The organism is Vibrio natriegens NBRC 15636 = ATCC 14048 = DSM 759 (genome assembly GCF_035621455.1).
In the GTDB taxonomy this organism is placed as follows: domain Bacteria; phylum Pseudomonadota; class Gammaproteobacteria; order Enterobacterales; family Vibrionaceae; genus Vibrio; species Vibrio natriegens.
Genome location: NZ_CP141822.1, coordinates 1,204,047 through 1,220,325 on the forward strand (window position 1 = coordinate 1,204,047; position 16,279 = coordinate 1,220,325).

Genomic DNA, 16,279 nt, shown 5'->3' on the forward strand with positions numbered 1-16,279 from the left:
TATTTGTCTAATAGATACAAAAAAGGCTCCCTGAGGAGCCTTTTATATATCCAGCAATTAGATTAGGAAATCATCTAGTGATTTACCTGCATCAAGCTGCTCTTGGATTGCAGAAGGTGTACGACCTTGGCCTGTCCAAGTTTTTTCTTGACCGTTAGTATCCGTGTACTTGTATTTTGCAGGGCGAGGTGCGCGCTTAGATTTTGCTTTAGTCTTAGTTTCGCCTGATAGCGCATTAATAAGAGCTTCAACGTCAATACCGTCTTGAGCAATTTTTTCTGCGATTTCAGCAAGCTTAGCTTCTTGCTCAGCTTGTGCTGCGAGTTCCGCTTCTTCCGCTTCTTTACGCTCTGCTACAACAGTAGAAAGTTTATCTAGAGCTTCTTCCAATTGTTCAAGAGTCAGCTCACGAGAAAACGCACGAAGGCTACGGATATTTAGAAGTGTTTTAGTCAGCTCAGACATAACGATTCCTATTAATAGGTTAATGTGTTTGGCACCTTTTATCGTTACGATGAAATAATGCCATGCTACAAATAAATAGTAAGTCCTTATATTTAACTTTATCTTTTACTTATGTGCAAATACTAAATCATGATTTCGTTTAATTTTGGCCACTTTTTTAGAGAAAGTAATATTATTATTGAGAATTAAAACTTATAAGATGGAATTTCAAGTTAGTCCGCATAATTTTAATCACAGAAATTGTGTAATTACTTTTATTAAGCGCCGAGATGTTTTTACTTGTCGGTAAAGATAAAGTCTCTTTGTATTCGCATTACATTTACCTTATTTATCAATATTACATAAGGCATGGTAATTTTGTGTAGTAATAAGGTTTCATAGAAAGCCTAATTGAAGTGATGTCAGTTGCACAATAATGATTTGGATAACGTTAGAGTGAGTTAACACTTCCAGTTGGCTTAACTGAGTTTTATCTGTTTAATTTAGTTTGATGTGTTGCATTGGCTCCCATCATAAGTACAATAGCGCTACCTGATGCAATATTGCAGATAAATTGTTGCTAATTTGTATAATTAGCGGTCAATTGTTTGCTGTTGCCGTAGAGGCGCAGTCTCGAAGAGTAGCTATTATTGGGGTGATGCCAATGAATAATAGTGGAAGGCGAAGATTGCCGAAGCAAGTAATCCATCAACATTATTTGCTGGGGTTGTATCCGAAAGGAACAACACTGCCATAGTATATTTACATTAAACTATGGAGCGCTACTGTAGGGTTGGGTGGAGTGTTCGCTTCCCTGTCGCTAAGTTCAACATGAGTACGTTTTAAGTAAAACGTAACTTGTCTGCAGTAGATCTCTAGCCAAACTTTGGTTTTTGAAGATCATGAATTTAATAGATTTTTCTAGTTCTCCTGTTTCATTATTGCCACCGCTAGTCGCTTTGACTCTGGCTATTTTGACTCGTCGTGTATTAATTTCTCTTGGTGTGGGTATCGTACTCGGTGCGGTACTGCTAAATAGTTGGTCGGTTGGTGATACCGCTGGCTATGTTGGTACTCAAGTCTCTTCTGTCTTTGTTGAAGATGGTGGCCTTAACACCTGGAATATGAGTATTGTTGGCTTCCTTATCCTGTTGGGGATGACAACGGCATTATTAACACTATCTGGTGGTACTCGAGCATTTGCTGAGTGGGCGCAATCTCGTGTTAAAAGTAAGCGTGGCTCCAAACTTCTTGCTGCCTTCTTAGGCGTATTCATTTTTGTCGACGATTACTTTAATAGCCTGGCAGTTGGTGCGATTTCTCGTCCGGTTACCGATCGCTTCTATGTTTCTCGTGCTAAGCTGGCTTACATTTTGGACTCAACTGCGGCTCCAATGTGTGTAATTATGCCTGCATCGAGCTGGGGCGCTTACATCATCACTATTATTGGTGGCATCTTAGTCTCGCATGGCATCACAGAATACTCAGCTTTGGGTGCATACATTCGTCTGATTCCTATGAACTTCTACGCGGTATTCGCTTTATTGATGGTGTTTGCTGTTGCGTGGTTTGGTCTGGACATCGGTAAGATGCGCGAGCATGAGATCTCTGCGTCTCAAGGCCGTGGCTTTGACAAGGATACAGAGAACGACGCGCCTGAAGCTCATGAAATCAACGAAGAACTTGATATTCGCGAGAGCGATAAAGGTCAGGTATCTGACTTGATATTGCCTATCGTGACACTGATTGTCGCGACAATTGCTGCGATGATGTACACCGGTGGTCAGGCTTTGGCTGCGGATGGTAAAGAGTTTGCTCTACTGGGCGCATTCGAGAATACCGATGTGGGTATGTCTCTGATTTACGGTAGCTTACTTGGTCTGGCGGTTGGTCTATTTACTGTGCTTAAGCAGGGTATTCCAATGGGTGAAATCATCCGTACGCTTTGGATCGGTGCGAAATCAATGTTTGGCGCTATTTTGATCCTAGTATTTGCTTGGACGATCGGCTCTGTTATCGGTGACATGAAAACGGGTTCTTACCTGTCAACGCTGGCTCAAGGTAATATTGACCCACACTGGCTGCCAGTGATTCTGTTCTTGTTGTCTGGTTTGATGGCATTCTCGACAGGTACATCTTGGGGTACGTTTGGTATCATGCTGCCTATCGCAGGTGACATGGCGGGTGCGACGGATATCGCGCTTATGCTGCCTATGTTAAGCGCAGTACTTGCTGGTGCGGTATTTGGTGACCACTGTTCGCCAATCTCAGATACTACAATTCTGTCATCTACTGGTGCACGTTGTAATCATATTGACCACGTGTCAACACAGTTACCTTACGCGCTATCTGTAGCATTAGTGTCTTGCGTTGGCTTCATTACTCTGGGTATGACAGCATCTATCGCAATTTCATTCTCAGCAGCAGCCGTTACTTTTGTGATTGTGTGTAGCGTTCTTTCTTGGTTATCTAAAGCTAAGATGGCGTCGTATCAGAACGTTTAACAAGTTTTGATTTATTAATTGCAAAAGAGGAAGCTCCGCTAGTAATAGCGGAGCTTTTTTTGAAACGCGATTTAGGTGAGGGGGGCAATCGCGTTTTTGGGGTTAACTTTCTTCAGGTGGATAAGCAGCAGGGCACTCCTCTGGTGATGACACAGGAATTTCAACTGCATCATTGTTATTCATACCATCTAGTAGGGTTTTAATATGATCGATTGTGTAAATATCAGAACCCTGCCATGCAGAAATTGCACTGTCGATGATGTCTTCTACAGATACCCATTCACCGCCGAACCAAAGTTTGGTTGCTGGACTTAAGCCTGAATCGACAGGGCGATGACGAGTATTAAAGATAAACGCCAACAATTGTTGCGCTAACTGTTCTTTGTGCTCGTTAAGATCGGCATTACCATTGTTGTCGGTTAGGAAGTGTGACACTTCTGATTGCCAGGTGCCTGCTCCCCATATTACTGAACCGTCAGAGAAGGCTGCAGCGACAGCTGTGCCGTCCATGTATTCACCGTCGAATGGTTCATCACCGGCGCCAAAGTAGACGGTAGGACTGTCGTATGGGTCTAGTCCATTGACATAGTCTCGGTCTGCTTCTGTCAGCTCAGCCAAACCATTTTTGTTGTGCCAGTAGCCTTTGGTATCAAAATCGACAGTGATTTTACAAACGTTGTTAAAGTAAACCTTGTTACCTTCTTCGCCATCACTACGATTTCGAACCACACCTTCAACCACAGGCGCACCATTCAATTCGCTTAATACTGACTCGACATCAAAAGTGATGTTATAAGCACTGGTATTCATCCAGGTTGGGGTAAGATTATCGACATCCTCACTAACTTTATATGAAGGTAGAGTGCCATCTTCAGTTGGTACTACGTTGGGAACAAGAACGTTAAATTTCACACATCCGTAGCCCTCTGGGTATTCACCACTTTCGTTGGGCTCACCATCTTCAGTTAGTTTTGTTACATAGCGGTTTTTGACTTCCGCTAGTTCTTCACCTTCTTTCAAGTACCCAGTGTCAATTAGAAGCTGTGCTAAAAGGTCGAACTCTGGATTACCAGGACCAAAGTTTCCATCCTCTGGGAGAACAGGAACACTTTCTGGGATGTATAGTGTAACTGGCCAGTTAGGGATGAGTTGTTCGCCTTCATCGTGGGAGCCGCTACCATCTGCATCGAATGATTTACAAACTTCTAGTCTTGCGACACCAATAGAACCAAAGCGAATGGTTAGTACAGGATCATCATCATAGGTAGGTTCAGCGTACATACCTGGTACAAATCCAGTATCGCCATCAGGATCCCCTTGGTTACCAGCCTCTTCATCAGTATCTTCTCCCGAAGAGCGTTTCACGATGTCATCTGTAACCGCTAGAAGCGATAGACTTTCTGTATCTTCTGGACAAGCTATTGCGTTTTTAAAGCTGACTCGAAGAGCACCATCATCGAAGGTTGGAGCAAAGTCTTTCAGCTCGGAGAAGGTGGTAAAGTGGCTGAATGGTGTGTCCGATGGAGTATTATTCATCGGAGCAATCCCTTCATATTTGTGTGCCCACCACATAAATTGGTCTATAGTCCATGGATGATTTTCAACACCAAACACACTGAATCTAACTGGATCAGCAGGTAAGTCATTAGATAGTTTGGTATTTCGCATACCTAGCATATTTGGGTCTATATCACGAAGACCAAACTCCCAATTCGGAATAATTTCATCAACGAGTGGGTCGTATTGACAGTTGAGGTTTTTATCGTGGAAAGAGCGAAGTGCAATATCAAAGTTAGGTGGTATAGGAGTTTCGGTTAATGCTTTAAAGTTATCCGTTTTCGAGTTACGTGGAATAAAACCAAAGAAACCATTACAGTTTTCACCGGTTTCAATGCCTTCATTCCAGTCTGGAGAACTTTCGCACGCTGCTTCTACACTTTCTGCTGTGGATACCCAAGCTTTATAAACACCGCCCGAATTAGGCGTATTTGCAAATGGGAAGAGTTGAATCGTTTCACCATCTGGCATTGCAGATGGGTCTATTTCCAAATACTCACTACCAAGCTGATGTCTACATTCTACGACTATGGATTGCGTTTCCATTTTACCGCGAACTTTCACTTCTTGAGTCATAGTGTACGAGTCGTTGATAAAGGTCACGCCATCTTCACCATCAAAGTAGAAAAGTCGGCATGATAGTGGTTCAGCGTAAAATGCCTCGGCATTTTTTGCATTTTTACCTTTGATTTTTACATCTTCGTAGCAGGTACCGCCGTTTGTATCAGCGCTTTCTAGCGTACTTGATAATAAACACTTACCGGATGGATCGGTGACCTGGAAGTAATAAAGCCCTTCAGGTAATGCTGCCGCCGTTCTTGGGGCTTGTGGCCCAGGGCCGCCATCTAAAAAGACTTCTTCTTTAGATTGGTAGCGGACATTTTCATTTACGATGTCGCCCGCTGGCGTGGTTGTGAAAATAGCGCCATCTAATCTAGCAAAAGCTGACATTGAAAACATGAGAGCCAGTGAAGATACCGCAAGAGTCGCTGTCCTTATTCTGGAAAATTGCCTGTTGGTGTTCATTTTCTGCTCCTGTGTCATCTTGTTTAATGACTAAGGAGTAGAGAGCAAAGAGTATGCCTGTTTTAACTTGTTGATTTATAAGGGGCTGAATTTCAGCTTTTGGCGTGAAAATTTTAAGTGAATGATAATAGATAAGTTTACTGTTACACAGTGTTACGTTACAGCTGTACAGTGTTAAACGCTCAAATTGTATTTCTTGATAAGGCGGTAGAGTGTTGTTCTGGATATACCAAGATCTCTTGCCGCAGCACTCATGTTGTGTTTGTTTTCTTCGATAGCTTGCAGCAAATAATCAAGATCGATTTGGTCGACTGATGGAAGGAGTTGTCGTTCGTTGCAATCGAGCCCTAAATCTTCAACCAACAATGTGTTGTCGTCACACATGATTATCGCTCTTTGGATGACATTACGCAGTTCGCGCACGTTACCCGGCCAGCGGTGCTTGAGTAGCATCTCTTCGACGTCAGCAGACATTTTGTTTACTTGACCATTCGATAAACTGTTTAGGAAATGCTCTGAAAGCATAAGAATGTCCCTGCCTCTTTTTCTCAAAGGAGGGATCGTCAAAGGCAATATATTGAGTCGGTAGAATAGATCCTCTCGGAACTCTCCCTGTACCACTTCACTTTTCAAATCTACATGGCTGGCAGCAATCACACGACAATCGACATCGATAAACTTGTCAGCGCCGACTTTATGTATCTGTTTACTTTCTAAAAAATGTAATAAGTGAATTTGAAGATCGGGAGGCATATCTCCAATCTCATCTAAGAATAAAGTGCCTTTATGAGCCTTTTGAATAAAACCGATGCGATCAGCAATAGCACCTGTAAACGCGCCTTTTTCATGGCCAAAAAGTTCAGAGGCAATAAGGCCGCTCGGAATCGCGCCACAGTTTACCTCAATAAAAGGCGACTCTCGTCTTCTCGACAACTGATGAATCAGGCGGGCGCACAAGCCCTTGCCCACCCCAGTTTCTCCCTGAATGAGCACTTCTGCATCGCATCGAGCGTATTTTTTTATTGCATTACGAAGTTCTTGGATACATGCGCTGTTACCGATTAATGGATATAAATCGGCATCGCTGAAATCCACAACTTTGTTAGCACTATTGTTATGCAGTTTCATCATTAATCACTATTTTTGCCCCAATAAAATAATAGTTTTTAATTAGTTGCCGTAAGGCGAGTTATTGTCTTTTTATTGAGAAAGTTGTTAATTACAGTGATGAAAAATGCTAACTCGCTGTTTATAGCAAAATTTATAAATTCGACGTTATTTACTAGGATACCGGTTGAATAGAGACTTTTTTCATTGGTTTTTAGTACAGGTCAGATAAATAAAAATCAAACAAAAACAATGTATTAGTAAAAAATGTTAGAAAAGGTAAAATTTAGTGTTGAAAAAAACAGAATCCTTGGTTAGTGTGTTTACCAACAGAGCAACGAAACAGAGTAGTAAATAAGTATGCGCAATTTTGTAATGAACATTCATCACCATCATCACCCAGTCTAGTCTTTCGGGAGATGTGCGCATACCCGGGAGACAGGATACTCCCGGAGGTTAAAATCAAAGAAATTCAGATTTAAAACCCTCGGGAGAAAACATTCTTCCGAGGGTTTTTTCGTTTTTGGTTTAAAAAATATTTATTTTTCAATATCTTGTACAGGGACATAGCAATGCAATCACAACGCTTAAGAATCGCAATTCAGAAAAAAGGTCGTCTTAGCAAAGAGAGCCAAGCTCTACTTAAACAGTGCGGCGTGAAGTTTAACCTCATGGGTGAGCGTCTTGTGGTTCACTCAGAAAATATGCCAATTGATTTGTTGCTGGTACGTGATGACGATATTCCAGGTCTGGTTATGGATGGCGTTGTTGACCTTGGTTTCATCGGTGAAAACGAACTGGAAGAAGTGCGTTTAGACCGTAAAGTACAAGGAGAGCCATGTGAATTTGTTCAACTTCGTCGCCTTGATTTTGGTGGTTGTCGTCTGTCTATTGCTATCGATAAAGACGAAGAATATAACGGTCCTCAAGATTTAGCGGGTAAACGCATTGCTACGACTTATCCGCACCTACTAAAGGCATACATGGATAAAGCCGGTGTGCCGTTCTCAACTTGTATGCTTACAGGTTCTGTAGAAGTTGCACCACGCGCTGGTCTGGCGGATGCGATTGCTGACTTAGTTTCAACCGGTGCAACACTAGAAGCCAACGGTCTTAAAGAAGCTGAGGTCATCTTTAAATCAAAAGCAACGCTTATTCAACGCTTAGGTGAGTTTGACGCGGATAAGACGGCGCTGATCAATAAGCTACTTACTCGTATGCAAGGCGTTCAGCAAGCAAAAGAGTCAAAATACATCATGCTGCACGCGCCAGCAGAAAAGCTGGAGCAAATTAAAGCGCTACTACCGGGTGCGGAAGACCCAACTGTATTACCATTATCAGCAGACAAGCAGAAAATGGCGGTTCACTTGGTGAGCTCTGAGAATCTGTTCTGGGAAACAATGGAACAGCTAAAAGAGCTAGGTGCGAGCTCAATTCTCGTGCTACCAATTGAAAAAATGATGGAGTAAGGGTCATGAGAACAGTTGTTTGGCAATCACTGAGTGAGAATCAACAAGATTCGATTTTAGAGCGTCCAGCCATCGCAGAAGGCGCAAACATTACTGCTGCGGTTGCAGAGGTTATTGCGAAAGTACGTAGCGAAGGTGATGCTGCACTTGTAGAACTTACGGAAAAGTTTGACCGCGTAAAGCCAGAATCAATTCGTGTTTCTGCTAATGAAATTGACGCAGCTGCAAATCGTCTTTCTGAGAAGATGAAAAGCGCGTTGAATCAAGCTTATAACAATATTGCTAAGTTCCACAAAGCGCAAAAGCCTCAGCCAATTAAAGTTGAGACTCAACCGGGCGTAATGTGTGAGCAAGTGAATCGTCCAATCCAAAAAGTCGGCTTGTACATCCCGGGTGGCAGTGCGCCATTGCCATCAACCGTTTTGATGCTTGGTGTACCAGCAAAAATTGCAGGTTGTCGCAAAGTGGTGCTTTGTTCTCCTCCGCCAATTGCTGATGAAATCCTCTACGTTGCAAAACTTTGCGGTATCGATGAAGTATACAATGTGGGTGGTGGTCAAGCGGTTGCAGCGATGGCTTACGGAACGGAAACGGTTTCTAAAGTTGATAAGATTTTCGGTCCGGGCAATGCGTATGTTACAGAGGCAAAACGCCAGGTAAGTAACGATTTCCGTGGTGCAGCGATTGATATGCCTGCTGGTCCGTCTGAAGTGTTGGTTCTTGCTGATGACACGGCCGACGCTGACTTTATTGCTGCTGACCTACTTAGCCAGGCAGAGCACGGTCCTGATTCTCAAGTTGTACTGGTTACTCCTTCAGCAATCATTGCGGATCAAGTAACGGATGCCGTACAACGTCAACTGAAACAGCTTTCGCGTGCTGATATCGCACAAAAGGCACTTGCATCAAGTTTGATCATTCTCGCTGAATCCCTGACTCAGGCGGTTTCTATCTCGAACTACTACGGCCCAGAGCACTTAATTGTTCAAACCAAAAACCCGCGTGAGTTGCTGCCTCTGCTTGATAACGCAGGCTCAATTTTCTTGGGTGACTGGTCGCCTGAATCTGCGGGTGACTACGCGTCAGGTACGAACCACGTGCTTCCAACGTATGGCTACACTCGCACATACTCTAGCCTTGGCTTAGCGGATTTCTCGAAGCGTATGACCGTTCAAGAACTCTCTGCTGAAGGCCTGAAAAACCTGGCTCCTACGGTTGTTACTATGGCGGAAGCGGAAGGTCTGGATGCACACAAACGTGCAGTAACGATTCGTGTAGAAAAACTGGCAGCGAAGTAAGAAGGAAACATTGAGATGGAAAAGCTAGCGCGTAAACAAGTCCAGGAATTAACTCCTTACTTATCGGCTCGCCGTATTGGTGGTACGGGTGATGTGTGGCTGAATGCAAACGAATCACCATTTGATAATGAATACAAAACCGATTTTGCTCGTCTTAATCGCTACAGCGAGTGTCAGCCAAAAGAACTGATTGCGGCATACGCGGCTTACGCTGGCGTAAAACCAGAGCAGACACTGACGTCTCGTGGTGCTGATGAAGGTATTGAACTACTTGTTCGTGCTTTTTGTGAGCCTGGCGAAGATGCCATTCTTTACTGTCCGCCGACTTACGGTATGTACTCAATCAGTGCAGAAACTATTGGTGTCGAGCGTAAGACCGTCCCACTTACTTCAGATTGGCAACTGGATCTGGCGGGTATTGAAGCGAATCTCAATAACGTGAAGCTGGTGTTTGTTTGCTCTCCAAATAACCCTACCGGCAATTTAGTTAAGCGTGAGGATATTGTAGCGCTGCTTGAAATGACAAAAGATCGCGCCATCGTGGTTATGGATGAAGCGTACATCGATTTTTGTCCTGAAGCCTCAACGGTAGACTTACTGGAGCAATACCCGAACTTAGCGATTCTGCGTACGTTATCGAAAGCATTTGCACTTGCTGGTCTGCGCTGTGGATTTACGCTTGCAAACGAAGAGCTGATTAATGTACTTCTTAAAGTTATCGCACCTTATCCTGTACCCGTTCCGGTTGCAGACATTGCGACGCAAGCATTATCGGAAGCCGGTTTGGCTCGCGCTAAGTTTCAGGTTCTAGACCTCAACGCCAACCGAGCTTACCTGCAAGTTGGTTTGTCTATGATTCCTGGGCTCGAAGTGTTCGAAGGCTGGGGGAACTATTTGCTGGTGAAATTCCCAGATGGTGACGCTCTGTTTAAAGCTGCATGGGATACAGGCATTATTTTACGTAACTCGCCGATTGAAAACTGTGTGCGCATCAGTATCGGCAATCGCGAAGAGTGTGAAAAGACACTTGGATTTATTCGAAACTACTATTCGTAAAGCCATAAAGTTACTTTGCTCTCACACTTGAGTGAGAGCCAACCAAGATTAGCAATAAGGATGTTCTAGTGAGCAAACAACAAAAAATCCTTTTTATTGACCGTGATGGCACACTGATTGTTGAGCCACCGATTGATTTCCAAGTAGACCGCCTCGACAAGTTGAAGTTAGAGCCATACGTAATCCCAAGCTTGCTTGCTTTACAAGACGCAGGTTACCGTTTAGTCATGGTGACTAACCAAGATGGTTTGGGTACAGATAGCTACCCACAAGACGACTTTGATGCGCCACACAACATGATGATGGAGATTTTTGAATCTCAAGGCGTGAAGTTTGATGACGTTCTTATCTGCCCACACTTTGACGAAGATAACTGTTCTTGCCGCAAGCCTAAGCTAGGTATGGTAAAAGAATACCTTCAGGGCGGCAAAGTGGACTTCCAGAATTCGGTTGTGATTGGCGACCGAGCGACAGACCTTCAGCTTGCTGAGAATATGGCCATCCGTGGTATTCAATACAACCCAGAGACCATGGGTTGGAAGCAAATCCTGAAAGATCTGACGGTAAAAGCACGTGTTGCTGAAGTTATTCGTACCACCAAAGAAACGGACATCAGAGTTGCCGTGAATCTTGATGAGCAAGGCGGTAACGATATTTCAACGGGGTTGGGGTTCTTTGATCACATGCTTGATCAAATCGCAACTCACGGTGGTTTCCAGATGGTATGCAAAGTAGAGGGCGATCTTCACATCGATGATCACCACACTATTGAAGATACCGCGCTTGCACTTGGACAAGCACTAAAAGAAGCACTGGGCGATAAACGTGGTATTGGCCGCTTTGGTTTTAGCTTACCGATGGATGAGTGTCTGGCACAATGTGCATTAGATTTATCAGGCCGTCCATTCCTTAAATTCGACGCGGAATTTGGCCGTGAGCAAGTGGGCGACTTATCGACAGAAATGGTTGTGCACTTCTTCCGCTCATTGACCGATACGTTAGCATGTACTCTGCACCTGTCTTCTGCTGGTGACAATGATCACCACATCATTGAAAGTTTGTTTAAAGCCTTCGGCCGAACGTTGCGTCAGGCGATCAAAGTAGAAGGTAACGAGCTGCCAAGTAGTAAAGGCGTTCTTTAAGGTCATTCCTTAAAGCATTAATAGGAGATGAGTACAGTGACAGAACAGAAAGTTGTGATTATTGATACTGGCTGTGCCAACGTTTCTTCGGTGAGATTTGCCATTGAGCGCCTTGGCTACACAGTAACTGTTTCAAAAGACCCTCAAGTTGTCTTGGCGGCGGATAAGCTTTTCTTACCTGGCGTAGGCACAGCAAGTGAAGCGATGAAAAACCTGGAGGAGCGCGATTTAATCGAGCTGGTTAAAAAGGTCGAAAAGCCGCTTCTTGGCATTTGTCTGGGCATGCAACTATTGGGTAAGGTTTCTCAAGAGAAAGGCCAAAAAGCCGATGAGCTGGTTGAATGTCTGGGTCTTTGTGATGGCGAAGTAAAATTGCTTCAAACGGGCGATTTACCACTGCCACACATGGGATGGAATACGGTTACTGCGAAACCGGGTAACCCATTGTTTAAAGGCATCGAAGAGGGTGAGTACTTCTACTTTGTACACAGCTTTGCGATGCCAGTCGGAGATTACACTATCGCTGAGTGTAATTACGGCAATCCGTTCACCGCAGCAGTACAGAGCGGTAACTACTACGGAGTGCAATTCCACCCTGAGCGTTCTTCAAAAGCGGGCGCGAAGCTTATTCAAAACTTCTTAGAATTATAAAAAGGAATTTAGTGTGATTATTCCAGCTCTTGATTTAATTGAAGGACAGGTGGTTCGCCTTTACCAAGGTGATTACGGACAAGTAACTGAATACAAAGTGGATCCAGCAGAGCAGTTCAACCTGTATCATCAAGCGGGTGCAAATTGGCTGCATTTGGTTGACTTAACGGGTGCAAAAGACACGTCTGCACGACAGCTTGATCTGATTGCAAAACTATTGGCAAGCACACCAGCCAACATTCAGATTGGTGGTGGTGTTCGCGTTGAACAGGACGTTGTGGATCTGTTAGAAGCAGGTGCTCAGCGTGTCGTAGTTGGCTCTACAGCCGTTAAACAGCCAGAGTTAGTAAAAGGCTGGATGGAAAAATACGGAGCAGAAAGAATCGTTCTGGCGCTGGATATCAACATCGATCAGGATGGTACACGTAAAGTTGCTATCTCTGGTTGGCAGGAAGACTCCGGCGTAACCATTGAAGCATTGATTGATGACTACCTTACAGTTGGTCTGAAGCACGTGCTATGTACGGACATTTCCCGTGACGGCACACTTGAAGGCTCTAACGTTGAGTTATACGTGGATCTTTGTAAGCAATACCCACAAGTTCAGTTTCAATCGTCAGGTGGTATCGGCTCACTGGCCGACATTGAAGCCCTGAAAGGCAGCGGAGTGGCTGGTGTAATCGTTGGCCGCGCGTTACTTGATGGTAAATTCACCGCAGAGGAGGCATTCACATGTTGGCAAAGCGAATAATCCCATGTCTTGATGTACGTGATGGTCAGGTGGTGAAAGGGGTACAGTTTCGTAACCACGAAATCATCGGTGACATTGTTCCTCTTGCGCAGCGCTACGCGGAAGAAGGCGCTGACGAGTTAGTGTTTTACGATATTACCGCGTCTAGCGATGGTCGTGTGGTTGATAAGAGCTGGGTGAAGCGCGTAGCTGAAGTCATCGATATTCCTTTCTGTGTAGCCGGTGGCATTAAATCAGCAGAAGATGCAGCGCGTATTCTGGAGTTTGGTGCTGATAAAGTTTCGATCAACTCTCCGGCTCTCGCGAATCCACAGCTGATTACGGATCTGGCTGATAAGTTTGGTGTTCAATGTATTGTGGTTGGTATCGACTCATACTATGACAAGGACACGGGCAAATATCAGGTTTACCAGTTTACTGGTGATGAAGAGCGTACAAAAGCGACAAAATGGGAAACGCGTGACTGGGTACAAGAAGTGCAAAAGCGCGGCGCTGGTGAAATCGTTCTGAATATGATGAACCAAGATGGCGTCCGCAACGGTTACGACATTGAACAGCTCAATATGGTTCGTGAAGTGTGTAAGGTGCCTCTGATTGCTTCAGGTGGTGCGGGTGCAATGGAGCACTTTGCAGAAGCTTACCAAAAAGCGAATGTTGACGGTGCATTAGCCGCGTCAGTATTCCATAAACAAGTCATCAATATTGGCGAGTTGAAACAATATTTAAAACAGCAAGGTATAGAGGTACGAGTATGAGTTTTGCAGCCGCCGAAGTAAGTTCGCTACAAGAGCGAATCAACTGGGAGAAGGTGGATGGTCTGGTACCTGCTATCGTCCAAGACTTCCAGTCCAGCCAAGTGCTGATGATGGGTTACATGAACCAGGACGCGCTAGTAAAAACGGGTGAAACTGGTCAGGTGACATTTTTCTCTCGCACCAAAGAACGTTTGTGGACGAAAGGCGAAACCTCGGGCAACGTCCTTCAGTTGGTGAACATCTCACTGGATTGTGACAATGACACATTATTGGTCAAAGTGAACCCAATTGGTCCAACTTGCCACACTGGCACCACAACGTGCTGGGATGGAGACCCGCAAGAAGAGTCGCAAATGGTGTGGCTTCATCAACTTGAGCAGCTACTGGCTGCCCGCAAGGACGCCGACCCAGAGTCCTCTTATACCGCCAGTCTTTATGCCCGTGGCACCAAGCGTATTTCGCAGAAAGTGGGCGAAGAGGGCGTTGAAGTCGCGCTTGCGGCAACGTCGGGTGACAAGGCGGAACTAGTGTGCGAATCGGCGGATTTGATTTATCACTTGATGGTCCTGCTGCAAGACCAAGGTCTGTCTATGAACGACGTAGTGAATAAGCTTAAAGAGCGCCACAAGTAACTTTGCTTATCATTCACACGAAAAAGGCTTCCAACAGGAAGCCTTTTGTCTATCAGCAAGTATTTGGATTAACCACAACACTTCTTAAATTTCTTACCGCTGCCACAAATACATGGGTCATTGCGGCCGACTTTCAGGCTACTTACTGGCTGGCTCAGACGAGGATCTGGTTCTTGTTCGTCTTGTGGGAAGGTTCCGTCAATGTAGTACCAAAGGCCATGCTCTTTGACAAAGCGTGAACGCTCACTCAGGCAGTAGCGTTTTCCTTCTTCATTGAAGTAGGCGTTGAATTCAACAAACCCTTCATTTTCATTGCTGCCTGCTTCAGCTTTTATTACTTCAAGTTGGCACCAGTCACTATCGATAGATTGTGCAATGCCTTCGCGCTGATCTTCAGCATGACAACTCGGGTGATAAGTCGCGACAACATAATCCACTAACCCTAAAACATGAGCACTGTAGCGTGAGCGCATTAACTGCTCTGGTGTTTCTACATTTTTGTGATTGCTATGGGCAATTTCACAACACTGTTGATAAGGGAGATTAGAGCCGCATGGGCAGGTAGAAGACATAAAAAGAAATCTCTATTTGATTAAACAGGCTCACGTCGGTGAGATCGGTAGGATTATACACCCGAACAACGTTATCAGAAGATGAAACGCTTAAGAACTTTGGGAAAGGAGTTCCTGAGCCCAGACGGTAGACTGGTTAAATGCTTCGACAAGTTGCTCTTCTGTGAGCTTTAGAGCCGTGCAATATTTCTCAACTCGCTCCCAGTTTGCTTGTTCATACGCGATAGTCATCGACAGTAAGTAACCCAATACACCTTTGTGGCTTGTGAGCGCTAATTTGATATCGTCGTCCACAGGAATATCGTTAATCACATCGCTCAGAGGTTGGTCGAGCAGTGAGTCTAGCAGCGAAAACATCCCCGTTAGAAAGGCTTGTCCCGGATCATATTTGGTTCTCATCAAGCTCAGCAATAACTCACACATTCGAGCGCGTTGGATTGCAAGCGTATAGAGAGAGTCTGGCTTGTCATCTTGAACTGAAGCGATGGCAACGAGTGAGATGAACCGTCGCAGGCGATCTTCACCCAAGTAAATCAGAGCTTGTCTGAAGGACTTAATTTTGGTCGCGAGTGTATATCCGGAATTGACGTAAGTCAGTAGCTTGTATGAAAGCGTAATGTCGATTGAAAACAGACGTTCCACTTCATCAAAGTTGATGGGCTTATCCGCAATCTCTTTACATAATTGGATAACTGCCAAAAATGACGGTTTCAGCTGCTTTTTCTTGATCATTTCAGGTTTACTGAAGAAGTAGCCCTGAAAGTAATTGAATCCGGCTTCTAGAGTCTGTTCAAACTCTTCATAGGTCTCCACTTTCTCGGCAAGAAATTCGATGTTGTAGTGACGAAGGGTTTGAATAAAAATTGCCGCTTTTTCTATCGACACCAGGCGGATATCAAACTTGATGATCGAGACGTAGGGAAGAAATTGCTTCCAAGCCTTGGTTGGTACGAAATCATCCAGTGCGATTTTGTACCCGCATTCATGCAAATATTTAATCGCTTTAAGCAGTTCTTCTGTCGGCTCACAATCTTCTAAGACCTCAATAACTAATGAGTCTTTAGGAAATAAAGTGGGAACCAAATTGATCAGACTCTGCTGGGGGAAGTTAACAAACCCCAGCTTGTTACCTAATGTATTGTAATGCGTCGATAGAAAATGATCAGACAGCAATCGACTAGTAGCCAGCTCGGGTTCTACTTCAGGGAAGGTATTTTTGGGGCCGTCGAGAAAGAGAAGTTCATAACCAATGGTTCGCTTTTCTCTATCTAGAATTGGTTGGCGAGCTACGTAAGAATACTTCAATTAGGTACTT

The 16,279-nt window shown here is 44.4% G+C and carries 14 protein-coding genes, 1 riboswitch and 1 other annotated feature; of the genes, 9 read left to right on the plus strand and 5 right to left on the minus strand.

Annotated features, from left to right (window positions below):
- Positions 1–57: 57 nt before the first annotated feature.
- Positions 58–465, minus strand: a complete 408-nt coding sequence (locus VER99_RS05535; RefSeq protein WP_014231482.1) for an H-NS family histone-like protein — start codon at positions 463–465, stop codon at positions 58–60.
- A 591-nt stretch (positions 466–1,056) separates the two neighbouring features.
- Positions 1,057–1,237: riboswitch (Lysine riboswitch) on the plus strand.
- 109 nt (positions 1,238–1,346) lie between these two features.
- Here VER99_RS05535 and tet(35) point away from each other — a divergent pair.
- Positions 1,347–2,948, plus strand: coding sequence for a tetracycline efflux Na+/H+ antiporter family transporter Tet(35) (gene tet(35) / locus VER99_RS05540; RefSeq protein WP_020332945.1), 1,602 nt, complete (start codon positions 1,347–1,349; stop codon positions 2,946–2,948).
- A gap of 102 nt (positions 2,949–3,050) precedes the next feature.
- Here the strand turns inward: tet(35) and VER99_RS05545 are convergent, their stop codons facing one another.
- Both VER99_RS05545 and VER99_RS05550 read right to left on the minus strand, forming a co-directional pair.
- Entirely contained in the window at positions 3,051–5,531 is a 2,481-nt protein-coding gene (locus tag VER99_RS05545) for a hypothetical protein (RefSeq protein ID WP_024372836.1), read from the minus strand.
- Positions 5,532–5,705: 174 nt separating this feature from the next.
- The gene (locus tag VER99_RS05550; protein ID WP_020332947.1) at positions 5,706–6,659 is read right to left on the minus strand and encodes a sigma-54 interaction domain-containing protein; all 954 of its coding nucleotides are present in this window, start codon (positions 6,657–6,659) and stop codon (positions 5,706–5,708) included.
- A gap of 362 nt (positions 6,660–7,021) precedes the next feature.
- Positions 7,022–7,159, plus strand: a sequence feature (His leader region).
- Between the two features lie 51 nt (positions 7,160–7,210).
- Between VER99_RS05550 and hisG the strand changes: the two genes are divergently transcribed.
- From hisG to hisIE, 8 genes are all read left to right on the plus strand, one after another.
- Positions 7,211–8,107, plus strand: coding sequence for an ATP phosphoribosyltransferase (gene hisG / locus VER99_RS05555; protein WP_014231486.1), 897 nt, complete (start codon positions 7,211–7,213; stop codon positions 8,105–8,107).
- Between the two features lie 5 nt (positions 8,108–8,112).
- A complete protein-coding gene (gene hisD / locus VER99_RS05560) occupies positions 8,113–9,405 on the plus strand; it encodes a histidinol dehydrogenase (protein WP_020332948.1) in 1,293 nt (430 codons plus the stop codon).
- A 15-nt stretch (positions 9,406–9,420) separates the two neighbouring features.
- Positions 9,421–10,461, plus strand: a complete 1,041-nt coding sequence (gene hisC, locus VER99_RS05565) for a histidinol-phosphate transaminase (protein ID WP_020332949.1) — start codon at positions 9,421–9,423, stop codon at positions 10,459–10,461.
- Positions 10,462–10,529: 68 nt separating this feature from the next.
- Complete coding sequence (hisB, locus tag VER99_RS05570; protein ID WP_014231489.1) at positions 10,530–11,603, plus strand: bifunctional histidinol-phosphatase/imidazoleglycerol-phosphate dehydratase HisB; 1,074 nt, start codon at positions 10,530–10,532, stop codon at positions 11,601–11,603.
- 36 nt (positions 11,604–11,639) lie between these two features.
- Entirely contained in the window at positions 11,640–12,254 is a 615-nt protein-coding gene (gene hisH, locus VER99_RS05575; RefSeq protein ID WP_020332950.1) for an imidazole glycerol phosphate synthase subunit HisH, read from the plus strand.
- A 13-nt stretch (positions 12,255–12,267) separates the two neighbouring features.
- Positions 12,268–13,005 carry a 1-(5-phosphoribosyl)-5-[(5-phosphoribosylamino)methylideneamino]imidazole-4-carboxamide isomerase gene (gene hisA, locus VER99_RS05580; protein WP_014231491.1) on the plus strand — a complete coding sequence of 246 codons (738 nt, stop codon included), beginning with the start codon at positions 12,268–12,270 and terminating at the stop codon, positions 13,003–13,005.
- Positions 12,987–13,760 (plus strand): imidazole glycerol phosphate synthase subunit HisF, encoded by a 774-nt coding sequence (gene hisF / locus VER99_RS05585; protein ID WP_014231492.1) that lies wholly within the window; start codon positions 12,987–12,989, stop codon positions 13,758–13,760. Before hisA ends, hisF begins: the two co-directional genes overlap by 19 nt.
- Positions 13,757–14,392: a bifunctional phosphoribosyl-AMP cyclohydrolase/phosphoribosyl-ATP diphosphatase HisIE gene (gene hisIE, locus VER99_RS05590; protein ID WP_014231493.1), complete on the plus strand. Its 636-nt coding sequence runs from the start codon at positions 13,757–13,759 to the stop codon at positions 14,390–14,392. The genes hisF and hisIE overlap by 4 nt, the downstream gene beginning before the upstream one ends.
- Before the next feature lie 68 nt (positions 14,393–14,460).
- Here hisIE and VER99_RS05595 read toward each other — a convergent pair whose 3' ends face one another.
- On the minus strand, positions 14,461–14,964 hold the full coding sequence (locus VER99_RS05595; RefSeq protein ID WP_014231494.1) for a YchJ family protein: 504 nt from the start codon (positions 14,962–14,964) through the stop codon (positions 14,461–14,463).
- 90 nt (positions 14,965–15,054) lie between these two features.
- Positions 15,055–16,269 (minus strand): EAL and HDOD domain-containing protein, encoded by a 1,215-nt coding sequence (locus VER99_RS05600; RefSeq protein ID WP_024372838.1) that lies wholly within the window; start codon positions 16,267–16,269, stop codon positions 15,055–15,057.
- Positions 16,270–16,279 lie beyond the last annotated feature (10 nt).